The sequence below is a fragment of the Flavobacterium sp. RSP46 genome (assembly GCF_003984825.1).
Lineage (GTDB): Bacteria > Bacteroidota > Bacteroidia > Flavobacteriales > Flavobacteriaceae > Flavobacterium.
In genome coordinates this window covers 138,826-164,723 of sequence record NZ_RYDM01000001.1, presented here as the reverse complement: position 1 = coordinate 164,723, position 25,898 = coordinate 138,826, and the positions used below count along the sequence as shown (strand labels likewise).

The following is a 25,898-nucleotide window of genomic DNA, read 5'->3' as shown; positions in this document are numbered from 1 at the left end:
GTGACTCTTTATATATTTTGAATCAATAATCTATTATCCATTCAATGCTTCCGCACCACCAACGATCTCTAAGATCTCATTAGTAATAGAAGCTTGACGTGCTTTATTGTACGTTAATTTCAATTGATTTCTCATTTCCGTTGCATTATCAGTTGCTTTATGCATGGCTGTCATACGCGCTCCGTGCTCTGAAGCAAATGAATCCCGAATTCCTTTATACAATTGTGTTTTTAATGATTTTGGAATTAAAGTCAACACGATTTCTTCTTTTGAAGGTTCAAAAATATAATCACCAGTCGAAGCAGGAACATCAGATTTTATGGGTGCCAATGGTAAAAATTGTTCGGTTTGAACGATTTGTGTTGCGGCATTTTTAAATTGGTTATAAATCAACTCAATTTTATCATATTCTCCTGAAACGAATTTCTCCGTTAATGTGTCCGCAATTTTAGCTACAGCATCAAAAGTCAAGTCATCAAAAATAACGCTTTGATTATCAACCACTGAATGTGTTTTACTCAAAACATCATTTCCTTTTTTGCCAATAGCAAAAATATCCACTTGCTTCCCTGTATAAAATTCAGCGCGATTTTTAGCTTCTTTGATTGCATTCGTATTAAAAGCACCCGCTAAACCTCTGTTAGATGTTATTACAACTAATAAAACTTTCTTGATCTCTCGTTGTGTAGTAAACTCTCCTCCTATCTCACCATCAAGCGTGGCAGAAAGATTTTGCAATAATTCCGTTAATTTTTCGGCATAAGGGCGCATTGCTGTGATTGCATCTTGTGCTTTCTTTAGCTTTGCTGCAGAAACCATTTTCATTGCCGATGTAATTTGCATCGTCGATGAAACGGAAGTAATTCTATTACGGATTTCCTTTAAATTTGCCATTTTATATTAGTCTAATGTCGTAAAGTCATAAAGTCTAAAGTCCTCAAAAGCAGATAAACTGACTTTAAGACTTTCGACTTTACAACTTTTGACTAGTTTTAGTTATATTTTGCTGATAATTCTTTTGCCACAGATTCAATTACATCTGTAATTTCGTCTGTTAATTTTCCTGCTTTTAAAGCGTCAAGAGTTGCTCTGTGTTTGTTGTTCAAGAATTCCAAGAAATCTTTCTCAAATTCTCTTACTTTGTTTACAGGAACATTTCTCAATAAGTTTTTAGAACCAGCATAGATAATTGCAACTTGATCTTCAACAGTATATGGATCGTTCAAACCTTGTTTCAAGATTTCAACGTTTCTTCTTCCTTTTTCAATTACGTTTAAAGTAACGGCATCAAGATCAGAACCAAATTTAGCAAACGCTTCTAATTCACGGAATTGTGCTTGATCCAATTTCAATGTACCTGCTACCTTTTTCATTGATTTAATTTGGGCATTTCCTCCAACACGAGATACCGAAATACCTACGTTAATTGCCGGACGAACCCCAGAGTTAAACAAATCTCCATCAAGGAAAATTTGACCATCTGTAATAGAAATTACGTTTGTTGGGATGTATGCAGAAACGTCACCAGCTTGCGTTTCAATAATTGGCAGCGCCGTCAATGAACCACCACCTTTTACAATTGATTTCAATGAATCTGGTAAATCGTTCATGTCTTTAGCAATTCCATCATCTGCAATTACTTTACAAGCACGTTCTAATAATCTACTGTGAAGGTAGAAAACGTCTCCAGGATATGCTTCGCGTCCCGGTGGTCTTCTCAATAACAGAGAAACCTCACGGTATGCAACCGCTTGTTTAGATAAATCATCATAAACAATTAAAGCCGGACGTCCTGAATCTCTAAAATATTCTCCAATTGCAGCACCTGCGAAAGGAGCATACACTTGCATTGGAGCTGGATCAGAAGCATTTGCAGCAACAATAATGGTATATGCCATTGCGCCTTTTTCTTCTAACATTTTAGCAATTCCTGCTACCGTTGACGCTTTTTGTCCAATTGCAACATATATACAGAACACTGGTTTCCCAGCATCGTAAAATTCTTTTTGATTTAAGATCGTATCGATACAAACAGTTGATTTACCTGTTTGACGGTCACCAATAACTAGCTCACGTTGTCCACGACCTACTGGAATCATAGCATCTACTGCTTTTATTCCTGTTTGTAATGGCTCAGTAACGGGTTGACGGAAGATAACTCCAGGAGCTTTTCTTTCCAAAGGCATCTCGTATAAGTCTCCACCGATTGGTCCTTTTCCATCAATAGGAAAACCAAGTGTGTTTACTACACGACCTACCATTTGTTCTCCTACTTTAAGAGAAGCAATACGTTGTGTTCTTTTAGCAGTTGAACCTTCTTTGATTCCTGTAGATGGTCCTAAAAGAACTACACCTACATTATCTTCTTCAAGATTCAAAACAATAGCTTCTAATCCATTGTCAAATTCAACTAACTCTCCATATTGAACATTCGAAAGCCCGTAAACACGAGCAATACCATCTCCAACTTGAAGTACTGTTCCTACTTCTTCTAGTGTAGCACCAGATTCAAAACCTTCTACTTGCTTTCTTAATATTGCTGAAATTTCAGCAGGTTTGATTTCCGCCATCTTAATTTATAATTTAGACACTTAAATGTGCAATAAAACTAATTACTTAACTCTCTTTTTAATACTTGTAATCTGTTGGCTACTGAAGCATTGTATTGCTTGTCGCCTATTCTAAGAATAAATCCTCCAATGATTGAAGCATCTACTATATTTTCTATTGTGATTTTTTTATCCGAAAGTGTTGCAATTTTAGCCAAAACTTTAGCTTCTAATGCTGCATCCATAAGAATCGCTGTAGTAACCTGCGCTACTTCAATACCATTCATAATATCCGATAATTTACTGTACTCTATGGCAATTGCTTCTAGAATTTCGAATCTTTTGTTTTCAAATAATAAATGAAACAACCCTTGAGTTACGCCATTTATACCGGCAAAAACTTCTAACAGTGCTTTCTCTTTTACCTCCACTTTCATGGTCGGGTTTTGAATAAAAGTACTCAATTCTAAATTACCCTTAATTGTCGAAGCAATCAATTTCATGTCGTTATTTACAACTTCGGCAACACCTTTTGAGTTTGCTAAGTCTAGAATTGCTTTTGCATAGCGAATTGCTGCTCTTGTACTTGCCATAATTGTTAGTTTAACTTTACATCACCTAACATTTTCTCAACTAATTTAGTTTGAGCTTCTTTGTTAGATAATTCGTCTTTCAATATTTTTTCTGCGATATTCAATGACAATGTTGAAACTTGTAATTTCAATTCGGCCATGGCTGCATTTTTTTCACTTTCAATTGCTGCTTTCGCTTGCTCGATCATTTTTAATCCTTGAGCCTGTGCTTCATTTTTTGCATCAGCAACCATTTTCTCTTTTATTTCACGAGCGTCTTTAAGCATGTTGTCACGCTCTAATCTTGCTTCTTGTAAAATACGTTGGTTGTCAGCTTGAAGATTTTGCATTTCTTTTCTAGCGTTTTCAGCAGATAGTAAGGCATTTTTAATTCCTTCTTCTCTATCATTAACTGCATCCAGAATTGGTTTCCAAGCGAATTTTTTTAACAAGAATATCAATCCTACAAATATTACTATTTGCCAAATAAACAAACCAAACGAAAAATCATTTATTAACTTATCCATTATATCTAATTATAAATTTTAAAGTATGAATTGCTTTTAATCGCAATTTGTAATGTTTTAATTTTAAAAACAATAGTTACAACCAACCGTTGTAACTATTGTTTTTTTTAGTTTTAATTAAGATGCGAATAACGCAGCAAAACCAATACCTTCAATAAGTGCAGCTGCGATAAGCATAGCTGTTTGGATTTTTCCAGAAGCTTCTGGTTGACGAGCAATAGCGTCCATTGCTGAACCACCAATTCTACCAATACCTAAACCTGCTCCGATAACAATCAATCCTGCTCCTACAATAGTTGGAATTTCCATAATATATAAATTAAAAATTAAACATTCTTTATTAATAGTCTAAAGTTGTAAGGTCGAATGTCATAAAGTCAAGGTGACTTTTAAACTTTCAACGTTTGACTTTCGACTTAATGGTGAGCCTCCTCGTGATGATGCTCTTCGTTTCCTGCTCCAAAATAAAGTGCGGATAACATAGTGAAAATATACGCTTGTAAAAAAGCTACTAATATTTCAAGAATCATAAGCACAAATGCCAATCCAAATGACAAACTGCTTCCAATCCAACTTTTAAAAATAAACATTAAACCAATGATACTCATCAAAACTACGTGTCCTGCTAAAATATTAGCGTACAAACGGATCATTAATGAAAATGGTTTGATGATGGTTCCCAATAATTCAATTGGCGCCAAAATAAATTTCATTGGAGTTGGCACCCCTGGCATCCAGAAAATGTGTGCCCAGTAATTTTTATTGGCTGAGAAAGTGGTAATTACATACGTCAAAATAGCCAGCGATGCTGTTATAGCAATATTTCCCGTTATATTGAATCCCAGTGGCGTTAACCCTAAAATGTTTAGAAATAAAATAAAGAAAAATATCGTTAACAAGTAACTCATGTATTTCTTATAATTTTTTTCTCCAATATTTGGTATGGCAATTTCGTCTCTGACATACAAAACAATCGGTTCAAATATGCGTCCGGCTCCTGAAGCGATTCCTCCGTTTTTAGTATATGATTTTGCTAAACCTTTAAACAAGATAAACATTAAAATGGCGACAAACAAAATACCAACCACACTTTTAGTGATGGATAAATCAAGTGGCGTTACATTAGTAGGATGACCATGTTCGCCTTCTGTTAAACTTCCGTCCGCAGCTGTTTTGTATATTTTTTCGTGGTGCAATACGTAGAAGTTTCCATTGTGTTCTGCTGTTTCTTCACCATAATGAAATTTTGAAGAAGAAAATACTTGCAAACCATTGTCCCAAAGGATAACAGGCAATGAAAAACCATTATGTGATCCTGATTCTTTATCCGCATTGAAGGTAAAAGAATGTGAATCTAAAAGATGATGATTGATAAATTCCTTAATTTCAGATTTTACATCTGTTGGTTCAGCATGAGCTCCTTCAGCTGCCTCATGAGCAACTTCTGTTTTTACTTTCACAGAATCCTGTTCCGGATTTGCAAAACTAATTAAAGGAAGACACGCTACTAAAGTCGCTACTATGAATCTAAGTGGTTTGTTTGAAATCACCATAACAGTTAATTATCTTAATTTATTACGTTTCTGAAATTTGGTGCAAATGTACATCTTTTATTAATATGCAAAAGAATATAAAAAATTATTTTTGATGGATTTGTTCCTTAAAAAATATATTTATTGCTTTTCGTTTAAGATACGTATTGTTAATATGGTTTCGATTGCTAAAAAGAGAATAAACATTATAAAAAAATTAATTTTCTCTATTGATTTAATTTCAATTGTAACCCGCAATATAGGCTTTAAAATCAAATAACAAACTATCATTTTGATACTGGTGCTCAAAAGAAATGACATGCCTACATTATCAAAACTTCGTTCTTTCACTTTCAGCAAAACCACAAATACCATAATTGACAACGCCAAGAACAGCAGGTATAGGGTTTCTATCGAATAGTAAAAAGTGGAGTCATTTATGTGCAAAACATAAAAAATAACTCTATGAATACCGTAAGCCAATCCCGCAAGCACCAATAAAGGCAGCAGTGGTTTGTATTTTTTTAAATTCATTGTATTTGTTTTTTGCCGCAAAGGCACTCAGGCGCAACGTTATTTTAATTTGTAAAATCGGAACGTGTTACGATTGGTTTTTACGCTTTTTATTTTGAAAAATTACTGCGTTTTATTGATTTCGTTTACCTGACGGATTACATTGTACAATGCCAAAACCACGCCAACCATCACTACAATTTTACTGTAATATACTCTTGGATGGGGATAATTCTCGTCTAACCAGTCCCCAAGATAGGAAAACAAAAATATGATAACTCCCATTTGAATTGGAATATTAATGAACTGCAGCCATTTATTCGCTCTTTTCGGGGGTGGTTTGTTGTCCATCGTTTTGCATTACATTTTTAATATTTGTTTTCATGGCACAAGATGCACTAAAATCAGCGCCTGGCTCTACTGCTAATTTCCCTACAATAACTTCTCCATGAATACTGGCCTTTGATTTTACATTCAATACTTCGGTTACCTGAATTTTACCTTCAAATTTTCCTTCGATGTCCGCATTTTTGCATACAATATCTCCAGTGACACTTCCTGCGGGTCCAATCACTATTTTTCCTTCTGACTGAAAATTACCAATTAAATTTCCGTCTAATCTAAAATCAGCCTGCGAAATAATATCGCCTTTTATCGTAGTTCCTTCAACAATCCGATTCGTTTTTCCTAAAAGATCGGTATAGGATTTTGCTTTTTTATCAAACATAATTATTGCTTTTTTGGTACCAAATACGTTTCGAGATTTTTCTTGATTTGGATTACTTTGTAGTTTTCACCTGAAACCACTATTGCGGCATCCGTGATTTTATATTTTATGTTCTCTGCTAAAACCAATGTTATGTCAGTTGCATAAACCCGTGATTTTATACCGTGAATGGTAATGAAATTTTCTTTCTCCGTATAAATATCATAGGAATAATATAGTTTCTGAAGATTTTCACTGGCTATGAACATTTTAATTTTTTCTTCCACTGCTTTTGTATTTTTATCGTCACGAGAACCTACTTGATATAGAATTTTCCAATTATTTGAATCCGTTGTATTCAACTCCATTTTCTCTAAAAACGGGATTTGGTCATTCAAAATAACCTGTGCTCCTTTGCCTTCTTCGCTATTTGGATAATTATCAGCCACCTCTTGTAATGCGTTTTTGTAGGCCGTCACACCTTTTAGTTTTCCAATGGCACTTGCTTTGAGCAATTCGAATTTAGATACAATATCCTCGCCTGAAAATTGAGTAATCAAGCTGTCTGAATGCTCTATAACGGCAATAAATTGCTCTTCTTGGAATGCTTTATACCACTTAGCATAGACGCTTTCCGGGGTTTCAGTTTGAGAAATTGCATCCGGATTGGTGTTGTTAATTATTTGTGCATAACGCGAATCCGGAAACCGAATTGTTATCTCCTTTTTCATCGCAGTTGCCATGTTTACATCGGTGATTTGATATAATTTATACAAATTATACATCGCTGGAAGCACCAGTTTTTCCTCTGGATTATTGTTTAATAATTGTTCCAGTTTTGCAATAGCCAAACTATTTTCTTTGAATTTTTCCTTATAAATAATACCCAATTGATAGTAAGCAAAATTACGTTCTTTGGCTATACTGTCTAACTCGATTTGTGCCGTAGGAAGCTGTTTCAGGTAAAAATCCGGTGTGTGTTTTTCTATAATTTTATTTGATTCCGTTTTCTTTTCAACGGATTGACTGTTCTCAACCGAAGCAGCGGCCAAAGTTGGGTTAGCATTTCCTGATGAAAGTCTCCAATTCCCATTTAAATTCCTTTCGCCCCAATTTTTCTTGAAGTCTACTTTTCCAAAAGCAACTGTTGTAGGATTATAAAAATAGAAACTACCCGCTGATTGGGTCGTCGCGCTGGGAATGGTTGGTGGCATCATGGGTGATTTCCGAATGGGTTTTGCGGACTCTTGATCTGAAGCCGAACCTGCCGATCCAATCGAATTATTCCGCTCTATGTTTTCCTGTTTTGCTTTATTTTGCTCCGCTAAAAGTCTTTTGGCCTCCTCTTTTTCTTTTAGTTGAACGATATACTTTTCAAAATAAGTTTGACGATCCGCAGGGTTCATCGCCACCACATTCAGGATGCTGTCATTTCGCTTTGCTAGCGCTTCATACAAAATCACCTCATCGAGATTGCTTCTTATTTTTTGTATTTTATTAAACTCCCTTGATTTTGTATTCAATTTAACCAAGGTACTGTCATAATATTTTGCCGCCACAGGATAATCCGCATTTCTAAAATACAGGTTTCCTAAATTTCTATAATTTGACGCTACTAAATAGGTGTCTTTTGAACTGGTCTTTAACGAGGCGTTATAAAAATCTAAGGCTTGTTCCTGTCTGTTTTGTTTATCATAAAACACTGCCATTTGATGAAAAATCATATCTTTATAAGGCCTGTTCTCTCTGTCTTCTATTAATTCATCGTAGGTTTCAACAAAAGAATTAAAATCTCCCTTTTCATAATCAAACAATTCGGCTTTTTTGGCATGCGCCTGAATGACAAATCTTCTTTCGGATTTTCGGTTCATGTCAATCACGGATTGATAGGATGCAACCGCGCTGTCTTTGTATCCTAATCCCTGATACAGTTGTCCCAAAACAAAACGGTATCGTGCTTTTTCCTGATTTATTTTAGTGAATTCAATCGCGTTTTTGATCTTAGCAACGGCGCTGTCTTTTTCTTCTAAATTAAAAAAAGAAGCGGCCAAAAGGGCATTTGCATCCGCAAAAACTTGATTTTTCAGGTCGTGATCTTCTACTAATTTACTGATGTTTTTTATGACCAAAGCATCATTTCCCAGACGCATGTTTGTTTTTTCCCGCCAAATTTTGGCTTCATAAATCTTGCTGCTGTTTGGATATTTGTAGAGAATGTAATTGAAAGCATCGAGTGCCGGAACAAATCGCTGGTCGTAATACCTGGCTTTTCCAAGCATCAGATACGCTTCGTCTATTTGACTGTTTTTTTCTCTGCCACCAATGTTCATCGAATGTTTTTGAATGGCTTTGGTCGCTTTGGCTTCTGCCAATTCAAAATCGGTATTTTTAGGTTTTGTTGTGGAAGTAAAATCTTCTACAATTTGCATTTTTTCTACCGGCAGAAGTTGCCAAAAATCATCATCGCTATTGGCATTTACCGCCAGAACTCCTTTCTCCAATCCTACTTGACCGTTATATAAAATATTATACTTGGTACTTAACGCGTGTGAATTTCTTGCCATAAAAGTATCTCTCTTGGTAGAACAGGCTGCCAAAAAAGAAAAAAAGAAAAAGAAAAATAACTGCTTGAATCTATTGATTTTCAATGGAAAACGTTTTTTATCAATTAACTAGTAAATACCCGTTTTAGTATATTTAGTGGTAAAAATACATTTCTTTTTGCTATCGTGAAAATTATGGTGTTATATTTCGGTTTTCCTATCGTGCGTAAGGGATGGAAGCGGCATCCCTCGCTTTTTAGCGTGGATACAGCGTACAGCCCGACCCGAAGTTGCGAGGAGGAACGACGAAGCAATCACGGAGGGTTACGCCCAAAAAAAACCGCTAATTCGCAAACTGAACATTTAAATTAATAAATGCAATTAGCAAATTAGCGGTAAAAGTTTAGTCTACGACTGTTGCGTTGAATTTTAAACGGCAAAAAATAGTTCTAATTCCTTTAAGGTTTCCTCCGAAGTTTGAATGTCTTTGACCACTTCGCCTTTGTGCAGCGCAACAATCCTGTTGCTGACCTCAACGGTGTGTAGTAAATCGTGGCTAGAAACCAGAACGGTTACTTCCGGATTACCCGCTAAATCCTTGATGATTTTTTTTAATCGAAATTGGGTCGTGGGATCTAAATTGGCAAACGGCTCATCCAGAATAATGACTTCCGGATTCCCAATTAAAGTGGCGATGATGCCTACTTTTTTCTGGTTCCCCTTGGATAAATCGCGTAAATATTTCTTGTTATTGAGGATTTCTCCGTTGAAAAACTCTTCGTGTGTTGCCAGTAAAGCATCCACATCGGCTTTGTTTTGTCCGCGTAAATCGCCAATGAAATAAAAATATTCTTCGGGCGTCAAGTACCCAATGAGAAAGCTTTCGTCCAAGAAAGAAGCGGTGAACGGTTTCCAGTTTTCGCTGGTGTTTACCTGAATGTCATTGTTGATAATATTTCCCGTTGATGGCTGAATTAAATCTAATAAAAGACTGAAAAAAGTGGTTTTTCCGGCTCCGTTATTCCCTACTAATCCAAAGCTTTCGCCTTTTTTTATTTCTAAAGTATCTATTTTTAATACGGTTGTTCCGTTGTATGTTTTCGAAAGGTTATTTACTTGTATCATTTTTTGAAGTTTAGTCGGTTAACTGGTTGTTTGGATAATGTGATTGCTATTTATCCTTTTTGTTTGTAAGCCGCAATGGTTGCGTATTTCTCTGATTTATAGATTTTTTCAATCAAGGTGAAAACTTTGTCTTTGAATGCAAAACCTATCACTCCTGCCGAAGCCACTATGGCTAATCCCACATTAGCACCAGCTAGAGTAGAACCGGCCCAATACAGTAAAACGGGCAATCCTAATTGCGGCAGTGAAATTAGCATCGTTTTTACATTGAATGCTTTTTTATCTCCAAAAGCGCCTTTCCCGGAACTCAAATCGATTGGTGTTTTAGTGTACGCGCCACCCAATAAAACTAAATGAGAATTGACTCCAATGTTATAAATGGCACCCACAACAATGGTTAAATATACCTGCCATCCAAAGTAAAGATAAAACGAAGCAATGGTTGTAGTCACAATTGTAGCAATTACCATCAGCCACCACTTCGAACTCAAATAGCCTTTGTACGGAATGTTTTGCGTCATCATTAATTGGTAATACGCGCTGTCCCAACTCGGTACAAATTGTCCGAAAGTGATTAAGAATCCACCCGAAACGAATATCCCTGCAAAAATATGCATTATAGGATTATTATACGCTTCAATCCCATTAGTAAAGAAAAGAAAGCCATAAAAAAGGAACATGACGCTCAATCCCACAGTGGTTTTAGAACGTTTGTTTCTTTTGATTAATTTTATGTCGTTTTTCAAGAAGGTTCCTATGGTTCCAAATTGGTTTAACCAAGTCAGCTCTTCTGTTTTGGCTTCATCATGTTTGTTTGACAACCCCGCATCGAGGTATAAATTCTTTTTGAAATACTGAAAAGTAATATAATATAGCACGATTAAAACCAAAACCGGAATGGCAAAAGCCCAATACGTATTGAAAATAGCATTAAAAAATGGCGCTGTAAACTCCGTAATATTAAAGAGTCCGTAATAGTGTAATCCTCCTAAAATAGCAGCTAGTGCTAAGAAAATGGCAAATAAATTGTCTTTATTACTCAGTAGAATATTTAGAAAATTGTTGGTAAATAGCAAAGAAAAGATTGCAGTGTACCAAAGCATTACGGAAACTACATCATAGCCTTCGATAATTAAAACAACACAAAACGGAATCAGGAAAAAACAGTGCACCAAATTGAAGAAGGACAAAACCGTCTTCCCTAGTGAGAAATGAACAATCGTGGATTTTTTTATGGGGAAAATTAACATGGGGCGAATGTTCATTACCGGAATTTTTTGCAACAGCAATCGGATGATTAAATCCATCAACACATAATAAATCAGGAATTGATTTACGGTAACAATTGGATCCAGATTCATTTTCTTCAGAATATAAAAAGCCCCGACTCCTAATGCCAAGAAAATTAAAATGAAATAAATGGCAACAAAACCCATCAGGATTTTCAAAGCCAAATTAGTTGCGAAGGAAGCTGACCTAAAAAATGCTTTCCATTCGAGATAAAGAAATTTTTGAATCATAGTTTGGTTCTTTTGGTTTTATAGTAGGTAGTCAAAATGAGAAAACGTTACAAATTTTCTAATTTATATTCCGGATAGGTTTGTTTTAAATAGGCCTCAGCTTTGGAAGGGATTATTTTTAATACAATGAAAATCGCCAAAGACATTGAGACTATAAACAGGCTCATGCAAAATAGTACCAAGTCACTTGGATTTGAAATTCGATCAATTCTAATGATATTAAAAAAATGAATGGGCAAAATCATTAACCACGGAAAAGTTCCATAATTAGATAGTATCTTTTCAAAAAGCCAAATTTTTCCCGTTTCCTGCTTGCGCTTCTTCATTTTTCTGTTTTCAAAAAACAAAAAAGGCAGCATACTACTAATTAAAAAAAGCATCGTTGCGGTAAAAATCTCTTTTGTATAATATTCTTTAAGAAAATAAAACACTGCTAAAATCAAAAACCCAGTTAATATAATTTTAGGTATGGTAAAAAAACCTTTGAAATGACTCCATACGATACGGTTGTATTTTTTTCCTAAAACTACTTGCCGACTTTCTACCACATCCATAAAACCAAAAACGCCAAACTTCCTGAACTCTTTATGTAGAACTTCGTCAAAAGTTGGTCTAGGATTTTGTTCCCATTCAGTTTCAATAGCGTTTGCTAAATGATCGACCAATTCCGTTTGTAGATCGTAATATTCCACATAATGCTGACGGGTAAAAAGGTAAAGTTGGTCTATTTGTTGGTGGGTTAGTTTCATGTGAAATTAATTCAGTTGGTATTGTTTTTTGACATTTTCCTTTGTTTCTTTTTGAAGGTGAATTGCTGTAATTGAAATCAAAATTCCTAATACCCAAATACAACAAAAGAGTAATACCAACCATTGGTATTGGACTAATTCTTGTTTCAGTAGATTACTCATACTCATTCCCAAATTAGGAAAAGAAAATACCAAAAGATTAGGGTTTAAGGTTTCTAAAGTTAAAAAGTGCTTACCATCAATTTCTTTGCTTTTCCACCAGTAATATAACGATGGCAAACCAATGAGTAATAAAGAACAAAATAATACCGCTAAATATTTCTGAGGACTAACAAAATAAGCTGAAAAAGTATAAGCGAGATATACTAAAAGAATACTTCCAAAAATTTTAGGAAACTTCAAATATTCAGTTATCATTTTCCATTGTACTTTTCTGTACAATTTTTGTAAAATACGTTTTCTTTCCTCTTGAATCGCTTTAAAACTAGAATCCTCTGTAAACTTATTTTCAGCATATTGTTTCACTTGATGAAAAGTAAGTTCGGGATCTTTCTCCCAAATTTCCTCTATACTGCTTACCATGTGATCTGTAAATTCTACTTGCAATTCATACCATTTGATGTCAAAGGACTTTACATAATTAGCTATATATTCTATTTGTTGGGTGGTTAGTTTCATCTTCAAAAAATTAAAATTCTAATTTTGGACTTGGGTTCACTAAACTCTGCATATTCCGAATGAAATCTTCGAGTTCTGAGAGTCGGTTTACGGTTTCTTTCTGACCACTCTCCGTGAGTTTGTAGTATTTACGCATGCGGTTATCCACTTTTTCGATCTCTACATCCAGCAAACCTTCGGCTTCCAGTTTGTGCAAGGCCGGATACAAAGCACCTTCGGTGATGTTGAGTTCGCCTTGGGTAATTAACTTTACTTTCTGAGTGATTTCATATCCGTACATCTTGCCGTTTTCTTCGAGCAATTTCATGATAATCGTATTCAGACTTCCTTTGTATAATTGTGAGTTTTTCATTTTTTTGTCATTGAGCGTTTTGGAATCATCTCGATTGTACCTAACAAATATACATAAGAAACTTATACATAACTTAGTGATGTATGTTAAATTTCAAATATTTTGAATTCAAAAAACCTATTCTGTTTACTATATTTGCAAAAAAAACATCATGTCGTCATTCTATAAATTAAACATTAAAGAAGTTAAACGAGAAACCACAGACTCGGTTTCGGTCTTATTTAACGTCCCATTAGAATTTAAAGCTTTTTATACCTATCTGGCTGGTCAATACACAACCTTAAAATTGAAACTTGACGGTGAAGAGATCCGTCGTGCGTATTCCATTTGTTCTTCTCCGGAAAGCGGCGAATTGCGAATTGCGGTAAAAGCCGTAAAAGGTGGTGCATTTTCTCAATTGGCTAATACAAAACTAAAAGCGGGAGATACCCTGGAAGTAGGAACTCCAGAAGGAAAATTTACCTTTGTTGCTGATGCGGATCGCGCCAGAAATTATGCAGCTTTTGTAGCCGGAAGCGGAATTACTCCGGTTTTATCCATCATTCAAAGTGTTCTCAGCAGCGAACCTAAAAGCAGTTTTATCTTGGTTTACGGAAATAAAACTCCAGAAGAAACCATGTTTCACCAACTATTACATGATTTACAACAAAAATATGTAGCTCGTTTCTTTGTTCACTATGTATACAGTCAGTCCAAAATTGAAGGTGAATTATTCGGCAGAATTGAAAAATCAACCGTCAACTTCATTTTGAAAAATAAACACAAAGAATTAGAATTCGAAAAATTCTATTTGTGTGGTCCGGAAACAATGATCAATACGGTTTCGGATGTTTTAAAAGAAAATAATGTCAAGGAATCGGCTATAAAATTTGAACTTTTCACTCCGTCTGCCGAAGAAAATCAAATAAAAAAATCATTGGGTGGACATACCAAAATCACGATTATGGTGGATGATGAGGAAACGACTTTTGAAATGTCACAAAAACAAACCGTTCTTGATGCCGCTTTAAAACAAGGCCTTGATGCTCCGTACTCCTGCCAAGGCGGAATTTGCAGCAGCTGTCTGGCTCGCATTACCTCCGGAACTGCCGAAATGACGAAAAATTCTATCCTTACCGATAAAGAAATCGCAGATGGACTTATTCTTACCTGTCAAGCGCATCCTACCTCTGAAACTATCTATGTAGATTATGATGATGTTTAGGAAATAGTCTAAATGATAACGAAAACTTCTCTGAAAAGGGAAGTTTTTTTATTTTAAGGAGGTTTTGGTTTGTAGTATATTAGTAGAATAATAGTACAGTGAAAATCTAAGCTGTTTTAAATCCTATGAGGTAACCTTATATTTATTTACTTTGATAATCTTCTACAAAAAAACATGAAAATTAAAAAAATTGAAATTGAACAACTAATAACTGAAAAATTAATACTTAAACCTTTTACAATTTCATTTTGTCAAAATATTTTAAACAATGATTTTAGTGATTTAGAAAAATGGAACTATCAAAAAGGAAAAAGTTGGCCAGACAGTGATGTTTTAGAAACATTACCGAGAATTATTAATAATCTAACTAAAGTAGGTTCTCCAACGGGTTATGAATCTTGGATGATAATCAAAAAAGATACCTTGGAAATAATTGGAGATTTAGGATTTAAAGGATTTAACAATAAAGAGGAAAATATTGATATAGGATATGGCATAATTAAAGAGGAAAGACGAAAAGGTTTCGCACAAGAAGCAGTAAGAGAAATAATAAAATGGGCTTTCTCAAACGAAATAATAAAAGAAATCACTGCAAATTGTTTAACCGAAAATAGTAGTTCGATAAATCTTCTCAATAAATTTAATTTTACACAAATAAGAATAGAAAATGATATGATATATTGGAATTTAATTAACATGAATTATAAAAAAACTAACTAAAATTACCTCTAAGGACAGTTTTACTTTATTTGATTTTAGGCTTAATTTGAAGTTGTCTTATCCTTGAATATCGAGTAATCGATAAAATTTAGTCTCACCTTTTCCTAAGCTGTAAGAAACTGGGAAACATTAAGTTTTCAGGTGAAATATTTCAAATGTTACCAGATTTTGTTATTAGAAAAGCAATTAAAACTATTACATAATTAAGTTGCACCACACCTTAAATCCCTTAATGGTTCAAAAAAACATTTTTATTTTTAAAACTACTGTCCCCGGCAAAATCGTACGCATCGCATCTTCATAACCAGCTACTTTTTTATTCCCGTAAACCGAAGTCGGTAATTTTGGAAACATATTTCTATCGGAAACCAAAGAATTTTCCAATGGCTGATTAAACGGTGAAAATCCTGCATACGGATGCGTCGCGCCCCAAAGTGTAATCACTTTTACGCCTAGCATTGCTGCAATATGTGCATTCCCAGAATCCATGGAAAGCATTACATCAAGATTGCTAATGAGTTGTAATTCCTGTCGCAATTTGAGTTGCCCCGCAACAACAATCATGTTTTCTTTATTAGCAGCAAGCGAATCTAAGATTTCGATTTCCTTTTTTCCACCGCCAAAAAGCAAAATGGTATTGGTTGTGTCCAGAGCTAATTTGTCAATTACTTCCTGCATTAAATCCAACGGATACACTTTAGAATCGTATTGTGCAAAAGGAGCAATTCCAATCCATTTTTGATTTTTTTCTCCAATTATCGCTAGAATGGCTGGACTCAAAACTGCTTTTTGAGGAAATTCAGGTTGTGATAAATTAATTGTAAAACCGAGTTGTTCAAATACTTTAACGTGTCTTTCGAACATCGTAGGGAGTTGCTGGAACACTTTGTTTTCTGGCTTGGTCAGCGCTTTTTTCTCGGCTCTTCCTTTATCCGCAGAAGCTACTTTTTTTCCGCTTAAAGCAAAAAGGTTTCGGATGATTTTAGAGCGCAAGACATTGTGTAAATCGGCAAAAGCATCAATGTTTAAACCTTTTAAATCTTGGAACAAACGCAACAATCCTGCAACCCCTTTGTGTCGTACTTTTTCATCGAAAGCAAAAAAAGAAAGATTCGGAATTCCTTCAAAAAAAGGTTCGAAAAACGGTCTGGAAATCACTGTGATTTTAACATTCGGATGCTGGTTTACAAAAGCGCGTAAAACAGGAACCGTCATGGCGACATCTCCCATTGCGGAAAGTCTCATGACGGCTATATGTTGGATTTTTTTTGACAAAAGAGGGTTTAAATTACTTCTTGTTTTGGTACAAAACAGGATTCAAATCATCATCGTTGTACATTTTCATTTGTTTGTACACTTTCATGAATTTATTGCCATTTTCAATGTCTGTTAATAAATCATCAATGGCAGTTGACAAATCTGTTCTTTGTTCCAATAAAATATTCAACTTAGCCTGACATTTATCTCTGTGCTCTTGTGAAGCTTCTGTACGAGTAGCTTCTTCATTCATGTGATAAATTTTTAAGGCTAAAATCGACAATCGATCAAAAGCCCAAGCCGGACTTTCGGAGTTGATTTTTGCTTGGTCTTTTACTTTTACAGCACTGTATTTTTGAAGAAAATAACTGTCAATATATTCCACCATATCGGTACGTTCCTGATTAGAAGCATCGATTCTTCTTTTTAAGGTCAAAGCGGCAACCGGATCAATATTTGGATCCCGAATAATATCCTCAAAATGCCATTGCACGGTGTCAATCCAGTTTTTGTGATACAACAAATGTTCAAATTTATCCTTTGGGAAAGGATTATTTATGGGCTGATCCACATTATCAAATTGATGATAATAGTTGATACTTTGTTCGAATACGGAGTACGCTAATTTTGAAAACATATCTTTATATATTAAAAGACAAAGATACTTTTTATACTTTTATACCATATAAAAATAACTATAAGTTTAATTACAAAAATACGATCATGCAAATCCATTATTTATCAGAGGAAAACAGCGTCCTAAATCATTTTTTAGGGCAGATTAGAAATGTGAACGTTCACAATGACAGCATGCGCTTCCGAAGAAACATTGAACGTATTGGTGAAATAATGGCGTATGAATTGAGTAAAGAATTACAGTATAAAAGTGTAGAAATCAAAACACCATTAGGCCTTAAAAAAACCACTGAAATCAAGGATCAATTGGTTTTATGTTCCATTCTACGGGCCGGATTGCCATTACATTTGGGTTTTCTGAATTATTTTGACTATGCCGAAAATGGTTTCGTTTCTGCTTTTAGGCACCATCCAAACCATGATGATTCCTTTGATATACTTGTGCAATACGAGGCCATTTCTGACATCAACAACAAAAATTTAGTACTAGTAGATCCTATGCTTGCCACCGGTCAATCTATCGTTGCGGTTTACAATAAATTGATGGAGAGAGGCACACCTAAAGAGATTCACATTGCGGTCGTTATTGCTGCTCCTGAAGGCATCGCGCATCTGGAAGCACATTTGCCGGAAAATTGTCATCTTTGGGTCGGTACATTAGATGAAAAGCTAAATGAGCACAGTTATATTGTTCCCGGTTTAGGAGATGCAGGTGATTTAGCCTACGGTGAAAAGCTATAATTGCGTAAAAAAAGCAAACAAGCTGCAGGCAATAAGCACAAATAGTACCATTTCCTGTTTTAGTTTAAGTTGAGGCAGTTCAATGTGACTGGTTGCCATAATGGCCAAAGGAGCAAATGTAAACACTAATAAGTCGCTGCTTTTATTTGATGAAATCAGAAAAATAAGTACCCCAATAAAAAACGAAGCAACAATTTTTTTGAAAGAAGTGTGCACCAATTGTGGCCTGTTAGATAATGTGGCAAACATCGAAACCAGAAAAAATAGCGCGATTGTTGCATAAATAGACAAGGCGCCGTTTTGATAATTGGTAGTGAAATAATCAATTTTAAAATTAATTTTTACACTTTTCAAAACGTAATCAACCACATTCAGGTTGAAAACTGTTGCAAAAAGCAGAAACATAATTCCTGCAATAAAAAAAGCAATAAAAGGCAACATCCAGTTTCTATAATCTCTGGAAACATGAAAAATTATAGATATAAAAACCAATACGATAAAGATTATGCTCCAAAAATGAAATAAAGCAGCCAGAAAAATCCACAATGAGGCATCAAATATTTTTTCTTTAGAAGCTTTCAGGGACTGCAATGAAATCAATCGACGTAGGGCTAATAAAATGAAGAAATTCGAAATAATCAGATTTGTATTGTCGAATATAGTTGGGGAAAAAAGCAACAACAAAAAGTAAAAAAAAATCGTGTAGGTACTGTCTTTGCTCAATCCATTTTTTTTGGCCACAAAATCGGTAATAAAAACAGAAGCCACTACAAAACAGAACAATCCTGCTTTATTTAGGATCGAAAAAAAGGAATTCACCCACGATAAATCTTGAAATTGGTATATAGAAAAGAAAACCAGCATCAAAATTACGACAAATGAAAAATTTAATGGTGTAGATTTTCTAAAAATACTTGTTATCATACGGATATTTTATACTTTTGTGTTCGTAAATATAATACTTGTTTAAAAAGCAAACCCTGCAAGTTCAAAAAGATTCTTCTAAATAAGAATTTTTACCCGTCAGAGTTCCCAAAAGACAACTACTAAAATTAATTTTATACATTATGAAAGCATTTTTCGAAGGAATACAATACTTATTTGTAAATATTTTATTTGCTCCTCTAGACTTTTTACGCTCACTAGAGCTTACCTCTTGGTTTGCTGCAAACACAATTAACTGGATTTTCATGATTATTTGTGCCTCAGCAATGGTATATTGGATCAAACAATTGAAAATTTTTGAAGAAGCAGGAACAGAAAAACAAGATACTACCGCTCACTCTTTCTTAAAATAAGAATTAAAAATGAGCGATAACTGGAAACTATTTTAAGTCGTTTCCAATATCTTTTCTAAAATACATCTTATCAAAATGTAGCTTGTCTATGTTTTGGTAGGATTTTTTTATGGCTTCTTCAAAATCATTTCCATACGAAGTTACAGTCAAAACCCTTCCTCCGTTAGAAACTACATTTCCGTTATCGAGTGTAGTTCCTCCGTGAAAAACAATCGAATCTTCAATGGTTTCTAATCCTGAAATTACTTTTCCTTTTTCGAATTCCTCCGGATATCCACCGGAAACAACCATAATGGTAGTAGCACTTCTTTCATCAATTTCCAGATTAATTTCGTCTAGTTTTTCATTGGCGACAGCCAAAAATAATTCTACTAAATCCGTTTTCAATCTCGGTATAACCACCTCAGTTTCCGGATCACCCATTCTCACATTATATTCTATTACGATTGGCTCATTTTTTACATTAATCAATCCAATAAAAACAAAGCCTTTATATGCAATTCCGTCTTTCTGGAAACCGTCAATTGTAGGTTTTACAATGCGTGTTTCTATTTTTTCCATCAAAACAGCATCAACATAAGGAACTGGAGAAACGGCTCCCATTCCGCCTGTATTTAAACCTGTATCACCATCACCTATGCGCTTATAATCTTTGGCAGTTGGCAGGATTTTATAGTTTTTTCCATCCGTAAGAACGAAACAGCTTAATTCTATACCATCCAGAAATTCTTCGATAACGACTTTAGAACTGGCGGCACCAAATTTTTGATGCACGAGCATATTTCTTAATTCTTCTTTGGCTTCTGCCAAATCTTGAATAATCAACACCCCTTTTCCGGCAGCTAAACCATCTGCTTTCAAAACATACGGCGGTTGCAATGTTTCTAGGAATTTACATCCTTTTTCTACTGTTTCAGCAGTAAAACTATCGTAAGCAGCCGTTGGAATATTATGTTTTATTAGAAATTCTTTGGCAAATTCTTTACTTCCTTCGAGTTGTGCCCCCATTTTTGATGGACCGATAACCGGAATATGACTTAATGTAGCATCGTTTAGAAAGAAATCATAAATCCCTTTTACCAAAGGATCTTCTGGTCCTACCACAACCATTGCTACTTTTTCCTGAAGAACAAACGTTTTTATAGCTTCAAAATCAGTTGGGCTAATAGCCACATTAGTAGCTATTGAAGCTGTTCCAGCATTTCCTGGTGCTACAAAAAGTGTATCACAAAGCGGACTTTGAATCATTTTCCACGCAAAAGCATGTTCTCTTCCGCCCGAACCCAGTAGTAAAATTGTCATGTGTAGTTGTGTTTAGTTGTAGTGCAAAAATAGTTCGTTTTATGTTGAAATAATAATTTTTTTTACTTACTTTTGACGTTAGTAACGCAAAAGATATGATAATTTCATTTGGATCTAAAGAAACCGAAAAAATATGGAATGGAATTGTTGTAAAGAAACCTTCAATAGAAATACAGCAAATTAGTAGAAGAAAATTAAGAATGCTGAACAATTCTCAAGATTTAATCGATTTAAGAATTCCTCCGTCTAACCGATTAGAAAAATTAAATGGATATTTAAAAGACTTTTATAGCATTCGAATTAATAATCAATGGAGGATTATTTTCATTTGGAAAGACGGAAATGCAACTGCCGTAGAAATTATAGATTATCATTAAAATAGTCAAAATGGAAAAATTAAAAAACATACATCCTGGTGAAATTTTATTAGAAGAATTTCTCATTCCTTTGGAAATAACAGCTTACCGCTTATCTAAAGATTTGAAAATTCCGCAAACCAGAATTTCTGAAATTACTAAAGGAAACCGACGAATTACAGCTGATACTGCTTTACGTTTAAGTCAATATTTTGGAAATTCCGCAAAGTTTTGGTTGGGTCTTCAAGATGATTTTGATATTGAAGAAGAAAAGGAAAATAAAGCCGAAGAATTGCAATCCATAAAACGATTTGATATTCCAAAAGAAGCGTGATGTTTTCACTATTTGACTTATCGTTGCAGCTAAATGGTTTTCCAATGAAGGAGGCTAAAGCCGAATTGCAAAAAATTGTAGCCTTTTCTGAAACAGAACTTGAAGTTTTCGTTGCAAATAAAAAAGTGGAAATTGTCCATTTTCATTTGCAAAATAATGCTTTTTACAAAGATTTAGTTGGAAATACAACTTTTACAAACTGGGAAGACTTACCGATTTTAAATAAAAAAAACTTACAAAAACCTTTAAAGGAACGGCTTTCGGAAGGCTATTCCGCTAAAAACAGTTACATCAATAAAACATCTGGTTCCAGCGGAACTCCTTTTATTTTTGCCAAAGACAAATACTGCCATGCGTTGACTTGGGCTTCAAACATGTATCGTTTTGGCTGGTATGAAATTGATTTTAATACTTCCTATCAAGCGCGTTTTTATGGAATTCCAATAAACTTTATTGGCAACAAAAAAGAACGTTTCAAGGATTTTTTGAGCCATCGGTTTCGGTTCTCCATTTTTGATTTATCAGATGCTGTTTTAGAAGGATTTTTGAATCATTTTCGAACTAAAAAATTCGATTATATCAATGGGTATACAAGTTCCATTGTTTTGTTTGCTAAATTTTTACAAAAGAAAAACATCGTATTATCAGCAATTTGTCCGAGTTTGAAAGTGTGCATGGTAACTTCTGAAATGCTTTTTGAAGAAGACAAACTCCTATTGGAAAAACAATTTGGCATTCCTATTGTCAATGAATACGGTGCATCAGAACTTGATTTGATTGCTTTTCAGAATAAGGAAGGAAAATGGCAAGTGAATTCAGAAACGTTATTTGTGGAAATTTTGGATGAAAATAATCGAGTTGTTCCAAATGGTACTTCAGGCCGAATCGTGATTACTTCCTTGTTCAATAAAGCACATCCTTTTATTCGCTATGACATTGGCGATCTTGGAATTCTAGACGAAAAAAGCACATTACAGAAACCCATTCTCAAGCAATTAATAGGCCGGACCAATGATGTTGCCATTTTACCCAGCGGGAAAAAATCACCTGGACTTACCTTTTATTATGTGACAAAAAGCATCATCGAAGACGACGGAAACGTGAAAGAATTTCTGATAAAACAAACCAAAATAGATACTTTTGAAATTGAATATGTGAGTGAAACCGAATTAAATTTGGAACAAATTGAAAAAATTAAAAAGGCGATTGAACAATATCTCGAACCGAATTTGAATTTTATATTTATCCGAAAAAAAAGTTTAGAAAGAAGCAATCGAGGCAAATTGAAGCAATTTAAATCGATGCTTTAATGGTCTTGGAATACCGTGGTTTGAGAATTAACTGCGTAAATAAAAACCCAACCATGCAAAGTGTTGCGCTAATTAAATTCAAATGATGATGCGTTCTGTACACGGCAAAATTATGCTTTACTAACTCCATTTTAGAAGCCGAAATAGAATTTTCTCGGATGCGATAAAAAGCTAAACTTTCCGGAACGGGCTGTGCAGTTTTTATTTTTTTGAGTACTGTAAGCCATTGTATCCAATCCTGACGCTTTCGAATGGGGGAAACAGCGATTTTTCCAAAGTAATTAGCTTCATAGATTCCCGTTAGATTCCCTATATAATTACAAAAAAATAACTGTTGGTAGGAAAGATGCAATGGCGCTTCAATTCTTTTGTTTAACGGGTTTCCCCCTTCGTTTATGCAATCATAAAATGAAAATGTGAAAGGAAGCTTATTCACTTTCATAAAATCAAGTTGTTTGTCTAGTTTTTCGGGTTTCCACAAATCATCCGCGTCTAAAAAAGCAATAAATTTCCCGCTAGCTTGGGCCAAAGCGGCACTTCTGGCAATTCCTGTTCCGGAGTTTTTTATAAGTTTAAAAAGGTGGATTCTGCTATCTTTTTTTGTGATTTCTTCAACTATAGATACCGTTTGATCCGTAGAGCAATCGTCTACAATAATCATTTCCCAGTTTTTATAGGTTTGATTTTGCACGGATTGAATGGTTTCAGTGATGAATTTTTCCGAATTAAAAGAAGGCGTAATTATGGATACAAGTGGTTTTTCCATTATTAATACGCTTTTTCATCACCTTTTATGGTGTTGTATATTGTGTTAAAAACAATCTTAATATCTAATAAAATAGACCAATTTTCTAAATAAAAAATATCAAATTTTACTCTGTTGATAATATCTTTATCTGTTTCGACTTCACCACGAAATCCTTTGGTTTGAGCAAGTCCGGTTATTCCTGGCTTTACAAAGTGGCGTACCATGAACTTATCCACCTTCAGCGCATACATTTCGGTATGACTTACCATGTGGGGTCTGGGACCTACAACGGACATATCGCCAAATAGTACATTTAAAAACTGTGGCAGCTCATCAATACTTGTTTTCCGTATAAACTGACCTACTGTAGTTACCCGAATATCATTTTTAGAAACCTGATTTATATCAGCTTCATCGTTTAATTCCATCGATCTGAATTTGTAGCAATTGAATTCTTTATAATTTAATCCGTTCCTTTTTTGGATAAAAAATAAAGGCCCTTTGGATTCCCATTTTATAAAAATTGCGAGAATTATGGTAAGCCAAGATAACAACCCTAGAATCACCACAACCGAAAATAAAATATCAAAAACCCGTTTGATCACCTTGTTCAAGCTATCGTCTAACAAGATATTTCTCAAGGAAATTACTGGAATGTAATTGTAATATTCAAAAGTAAAGTTCCGGGAAAGAATCTGCTTTTTGTCCGGAATAAATTTTAATGTTTTTAGGTTATTGTCAGCAAAATATACAATTTCATTAATTTGACTTTGCGTCAAATCACTCATCGAACAATACATTTCATCTATTTTGTGTTCCAAAACAAAGGCAAAACTCTCCCTAAGCTTTCGCACTTTATCTTTTTTCAAGTCAAAAACTTTTTCTAATTTGTATCCATAATCTGGATTTTTAGTAAAAAACTGTTGTAATGGCTCCACACTTTTAGAATTTCCTAACAGTATTACAGTTCTAAAATTACCGCCAAAAAGCACTCTGTACCTTTTTAGAAAATAATAAATACACAGTTTAATGATTAGAATTAAGAACAGCGAAACTGAAGTGAAGAGAACGATTCTTTGAAAACTGGAGTTTTCAGAGTCAAAAAAAGCGAAGACGAGACAAAAAAGGGTAAATAAAACACCTTGTTTTAAAGCACAGTTTAATATAGATATCAATTTTGTGTATCTGTATACTTCATAAAACCCAAGATTGGCCGCTATAATAAACCAGCTGGCACTTATAAATAAGGAATAAAAAACCTTATTTACAGGAAAGTCAGTCAAGTATACCGAAAGCACATTGATAAAGATCAAGTCTATTACAAATGAAAAAGGGCGAATGTAACCTGAATACCTTCCCGTTTTGGTTTTCACAAATTTATCTGATTAGAAAAAGTGTAATACTCTTCTTTTACTACTATAATCCATAATTACTCTGATGCTGAATTTTCATACCTAAACTTAGGCTTTTTAAACTGTTTTAAAATCGTTGAATTAAAAGATATATTTTGAGAAATCTTTATGCTCCTCTTTAGAAAGTTCTTCTTTAGATAACGATTTGAAATAATCATAGGTGATTTTCATTCCTTCGGTGCGACCCACTTTAGCTTCCCATCCCAACAAGTTTTTAGCTTTTGTGATGTCTGGCTGACGCTGCAACGGATCGTTTATGGGTAAGGGATGATACACCACTTTTTGATTGGTTCCGGTTAGTTTTATGATTTCCTCGGCAAAATCTTTGATCGTAATTTCGTCCGGATTTCCAATGTTGACCGGATAAACATAATCCGAATGCAGCAATCTGTAGATTCCTTCGACTTGATCGTCTACATAACAAAACGAACGCGTTTGCATCCCGTCACCAAAAATGGTTAAATCTTCTCCGCGAATCGCCTGACCTATGAATGCTGGAATAACACGACCATCATTAAGTCTCATTCTTGGCCCATACGTATTAAAGATTCTAACGATTCTGGTTTCGACGCCATGAAACGTATGATATGCCATAGTGATTGATTCTTGAAAACGTTTTGCTTCGTCATAAACCCCTCTTGGTCCAATGGTATTCACATTACCATAATATTCTTCGGTTTGCGGATGAACCAATGGATCTCCGTACACTTCAGAAGTGGATGCGATAAGAATTCGTGCATTTTTTACTCTGGCCAATCCCAACAAATTGTGCGTTCCCAAAGAACCCACTTTCAGGGTTTGAATTGGAATTTTTAGATAATCTATAGGACTTGCCGGGGAGGCAAAATGAAGGATGTAGTCTAAATTTCCCGGTACATGGACAAACTTAGTGATGTCATGATGGTAAAATTCGAATTGTTCTAATTTAAAAAGATGCTCAATATTTTTTAAATCTCCCGTTATGAGATTGTCCATTCCAATAACAAAATAGCCTTCCTTGATAAAACGGTCACATAAATGTGATCCTAAAAATCCTGCGGCTCCGGTGATAAGTATTCTTTTCATAGTAATTATTTAAACGTAACAAATGTAATTGATTTGAAGAAAAATCACCCACAAACCGCATCTTTCTTTTTAAATTCGAAGCAAGAAATACAAGGCTTTCTAGGACATATCGTGCCGTGATCCACTATATCTTTGCTTTTTAAAAGAAA

At 34.6% G+C, this 25,898-nt stretch carries 29 protein-coding genes; 7 read left to right on the top strand and 22 right to left on the bottom strand.

Annotated features, from left to right (window positions below):
* Window positions 1–33 precede the first annotated feature (33 nt).
* The 15 genes from atpG to EKM01_RS00675 all read right to left on the bottom strand — a co-directional run bounded on the left by atpG (window position 34) and on the right by EKM01_RS00675 (window position 13,366).
* A complete protein-coding gene (gene atpG / locus EKM01_RS00745) occupies window positions 34–894 on the bottom strand; it encodes an ATP synthase F1 subunit gamma (protein ID WP_126766257.1) in 861 nt (286 codons plus the stop codon).
* A 98-nt stretch (window positions 895–992) separates the two neighbouring features.
* Window positions 993–2,570: a F0F1 ATP synthase subunit alpha gene (gene atpA, locus EKM01_RS00740; protein WP_126457785.1), complete on the bottom strand. Its 1,578-nt coding sequence runs from the start codon at window positions 2,568–2,570 to the stop codon at window positions 993–995.
* Between the two features lie 38 nt (window positions 2,571–2,608).
* Window positions 2,609–3,142, bottom strand: a complete 534-nt coding sequence (gene atpH, locus EKM01_RS00735) for an ATP synthase F1 subunit delta (protein WP_126455011.1) — start codon at window positions 3,140–3,142, stop codon at window positions 2,609–2,611.
* Window positions 3,143–3,147: 5 nt separating this feature from the next.
* Window positions 3,148–3,648, bottom strand: coding sequence for a F0F1 ATP synthase subunit B (locus EKM01_RS00730; protein ID WP_126455009.1), 501 nt, complete (start codon window positions 3,646–3,648; stop codon window positions 3,148–3,150).
* Between the two features lie 117 nt (window positions 3,649–3,765).
* Entirely contained in the window at window positions 3,766–3,957 is a 192-nt protein-coding gene (gene atpE / locus EKM01_RS00725; RefSeq protein WP_073353856.1) for an ATP synthase F0 subunit C, read from the bottom strand.
* A 107-nt stretch (window positions 3,958–4,064) separates the two neighbouring features.
* Window positions 4,065–5,201: a F0F1 ATP synthase subunit A gene (atpB, locus tag EKM01_RS00720; RefSeq protein WP_126563517.1), complete on the bottom strand. Its 1,137-nt coding sequence runs from the start codon at window positions 5,199–5,201 to the stop codon at window positions 4,065–4,067.
* Window positions 5,202–5,321: 120 nt separating this feature from the next.
* A complete protein-coding gene (locus tag EKM01_RS00715) occupies window positions 5,322–5,714 on the bottom strand; it encodes a hypothetical protein (protein WP_126561349.1) in 393 nt (130 codons plus the stop codon).
* A gap of 102 nt (window positions 5,715–5,816) precedes the next feature.
* Window positions 5,817–6,044, bottom strand: a complete 228-nt coding sequence (locus EKM01_RS00710) for an AtpZ/AtpI family protein (protein ID WP_126455003.1) — start codon at window positions 6,042–6,044, stop codon at window positions 5,817–5,819.
* Window positions 6,010–6,420 (bottom strand): polymer-forming cytoskeletal protein, encoded by a 411-nt coding sequence (locus EKM01_RS00705; protein ID WP_126457781.1) that lies wholly within the window; start codon window positions 6,418–6,420, stop codon window positions 6,010–6,012. Before EKM01_RS00705 ends, EKM01_RS00710 begins: the two co-directional genes overlap by 35 nt.
* A gap of 2 nt (window positions 6,421–6,422) precedes the next feature.
* Window positions 6,423–9,047, bottom strand: a complete 2,625-nt coding sequence (locus tag EKM01_RS00700) for a tetratricopeptide repeat protein (RefSeq protein WP_158616076.1) — start codon at window positions 9,045–9,047, stop codon at window positions 6,423–6,425.
* Window positions 9,048–9,371: 324 nt separating this feature from the next.
* Window positions 9,372–10,067, bottom strand: a complete 696-nt coding sequence (locus EKM01_RS00695; protein WP_126563518.1) for an ABC transporter ATP-binding protein — start codon at window positions 10,065–10,067, stop codon at window positions 9,372–9,374.
* 50 nt (window positions 10,068–10,117) lie between these two features.
* Window positions 10,118–11,587, bottom strand: a complete 1,470-nt coding sequence (locus tag EKM01_RS00690; protein WP_126561350.1) for a DUF5687 family protein — start codon at window positions 11,585–11,587, stop codon at window positions 10,118–10,120.
* Window positions 11,588–11,634: 47 nt separating this feature from the next.
* On the bottom strand, window positions 11,635–12,336 hold the full coding sequence (locus EKM01_RS00685; protein ID WP_126561351.1) for a hypothetical protein: 702 nt from the start codon (window positions 12,334–12,336) through the stop codon (window positions 11,635–11,637).
* Window positions 12,337–12,342: 6 nt separating this feature from the next.
* Entirely contained in the window at window positions 12,343–13,014 is a 672-nt protein-coding gene (locus EKM01_RS00680) for a hypothetical protein (RefSeq protein WP_126561352.1), read from the bottom strand.
* Window positions 13,015–13,024: 10 nt separating this feature from the next.
* Window positions 13,025–13,366 carry a PadR family transcriptional regulator gene (locus tag EKM01_RS00675; RefSeq protein ID WP_091259149.1) on the bottom strand — a complete coding sequence of 114 codons (342 nt, stop codon included), beginning with the start codon at window positions 13,364–13,366 and terminating at the stop codon, window positions 13,025–13,027.
* 151 nt (window positions 13,367–13,517) lie between these two features.
* Here EKM01_RS00675 and EKM01_RS00670 point away from each other — a divergent pair, with 151 nt between their 5' ends.
* The gene (locus tag EKM01_RS00670) at window positions 13,518–14,570 is read left to right on the top strand and encodes a ferredoxin--NADP reductase (RefSeq protein WP_126454992.1); all 1,053 of its coding nucleotides are present in this window, start codon (window positions 13,518–13,520) and stop codon (window positions 14,568–14,570) included.
* 174 nt (window positions 14,571–14,744) lie between these two features.
* Window positions 14,745–15,290, top strand: a complete 546-nt coding sequence (locus EKM01_RS00665; RefSeq protein WP_126766253.1) for a GNAT family N-acetyltransferase — start codon at window positions 14,745–14,747, stop codon at window positions 15,288–15,290.
* Window positions 15,291–15,527: 237 nt separating this feature from the next.
* Here EKM01_RS00665 and EKM01_RS00660 read toward each other — a convergent pair whose 3' ends face one another.
* Complete coding sequence (locus EKM01_RS00660; RefSeq protein WP_126766249.1) at window positions 15,528–16,535, bottom strand: glycosyltransferase family 9 protein; 1,008 nt, start codon at window positions 16,533–16,535, stop codon at window positions 15,528–15,530.
* A 43-nt stretch (window positions 16,536–16,578) separates the two neighbouring features.
* The gene (locus EKM01_RS00655; protein WP_126563525.1) at window positions 16,579–17,184 is read right to left on the bottom strand and encodes a DUF4254 domain-containing protein; all 606 of its coding nucleotides are present in this window, start codon (window positions 17,182–17,184) and stop codon (window positions 16,579–16,581) included.
* 86 nt (window positions 17,185–17,270) lie between these two features.
* Here EKM01_RS00655 and upp point away from each other — a divergent pair, with 86 nt between their 5' ends.
* Window positions 17,271–17,924 carry a uracil phosphoribosyltransferase gene (upp, locus tag EKM01_RS00650; RefSeq protein WP_126561355.1) on the top strand — a complete coding sequence of 218 codons (654 nt, stop codon included), beginning with the start codon at window positions 17,271–17,273 and terminating at the stop codon, window positions 17,922–17,924.
* Here the strand turns inward: upp and EKM01_RS00645 are convergent.
* The gene (locus EKM01_RS00645; protein ID WP_126766245.1) at window positions 17,919–18,848 is read right to left on the bottom strand and encodes a DUF6427 family protein; all 930 of its coding nucleotides are present in this window, start codon (window positions 18,846–18,848) and stop codon (window positions 17,919–17,921) included. The genes upp and EKM01_RS00645 overlap by 6 nt on opposite strands.
* A gap of 143 nt (window positions 18,849–18,991) precedes the next feature.
* Here EKM01_RS00645 and EKM01_RS00640 point away from each other — a divergent pair, with 143 nt between their 5' ends.
* The gene (locus EKM01_RS00640) at window positions 18,992–19,222 is read left to right on the top strand and encodes a uracil phosphoribosyltransferase (protein ID WP_126454980.1); all 231 of its coding nucleotides are present in this window, start codon (window positions 18,992–18,994) and stop codon (window positions 19,220–19,222) included.
* Window positions 19,223–19,249: 27 nt separating this feature from the next.
* On the opposite strand, the gene purD is transcribed toward EKM01_RS00640, so the two are convergent.
* Complete coding sequence (gene purD, locus EKM01_RS00635; protein ID WP_126766243.1) at window positions 19,250–20,524, bottom strand: phosphoribosylamine--glycine ligase; 1,275 nt, start codon at window positions 20,522–20,524, stop codon at window positions 19,250–19,252.
* 95 nt (window positions 20,525–20,619) lie between these two features.
* Here purD and EKM01_RS00630 point away from each other — a divergent pair, with 95 nt between their 5' ends.
* Genes EKM01_RS00630 through EKM01_RS00620 form a run of 3 tightly spaced genes read left to right on the top strand, consistent with a single transcriptional unit; the run spans window position 20,620 to window position 22,524 of the window.
* A complete protein-coding gene (locus EKM01_RS00630) occupies window positions 20,620–20,901 on the top strand; it encodes a type II toxin-antitoxin system RelE/ParE family toxin (protein ID WP_126766240.1) in 282 nt (93 codons plus the stop codon).
* Between the two features lie 10 nt (window positions 20,902–20,911).
* The gene (locus tag EKM01_RS00625; RefSeq protein ID WP_126766238.1) at window positions 20,912–21,214 is read left to right on the top strand and encodes a HigA family addiction module antitoxin; all 303 of its coding nucleotides are present in this window, start codon (window positions 20,912–20,914) and stop codon (window positions 21,212–21,214) included.
* The gene (locus tag EKM01_RS00620) at window positions 21,214–22,524 is read left to right on the top strand and encodes a phenylacetate--CoA ligase family protein (RefSeq protein WP_126766235.1); all 1,311 of its coding nucleotides are present in this window, start codon (window positions 21,214–21,216) and stop codon (window positions 22,522–22,524) included. The genes EKM01_RS00625 and EKM01_RS00620 overlap by 1 nt, the downstream gene beginning before the upstream one ends.
* On the opposite strand, the gene EKM01_RS00615 is transcribed toward EKM01_RS00620, so the two are convergent.
* The 3 genes from EKM01_RS00615 to EKM01_RS00605 form a co-directional block, all read right to left on the bottom strand.
* Window positions 22,508–23,290, bottom strand: coding sequence for a glycosyltransferase family 2 protein (locus tag EKM01_RS00615; protein WP_126577100.1), 783 nt, complete (start codon window positions 23,288–23,290; stop codon window positions 22,508–22,510). The genes EKM01_RS00620 and EKM01_RS00615 overlap by 17 nt on opposite strands.
* A 2-nt stretch (window positions 23,291–23,292) precedes the next feature.
* Window positions 23,293–24,645: an exopolysaccharide biosynthesis polyprenyl glycosylphosphotransferase gene (locus EKM01_RS00610; protein WP_126457770.1), complete on the bottom strand. Its 1,353-nt coding sequence runs from the start codon at window positions 24,643–24,645 to the stop codon at window positions 23,293–23,295.
* Between the two features lie 120 nt (window positions 24,646–24,765).
* The gene (locus EKM01_RS00605) at window positions 24,766–25,749 is read right to left on the bottom strand and encodes a UDP-glucuronic acid decarboxylase family protein (protein WP_126457769.1); all 984 of its coding nucleotides are present in this window, start codon (window positions 25,747–25,749) and stop codon (window positions 24,766–24,768) included.
* Between the last annotated feature and the right edge of the window lie 149 nt (window positions 25,750–25,898).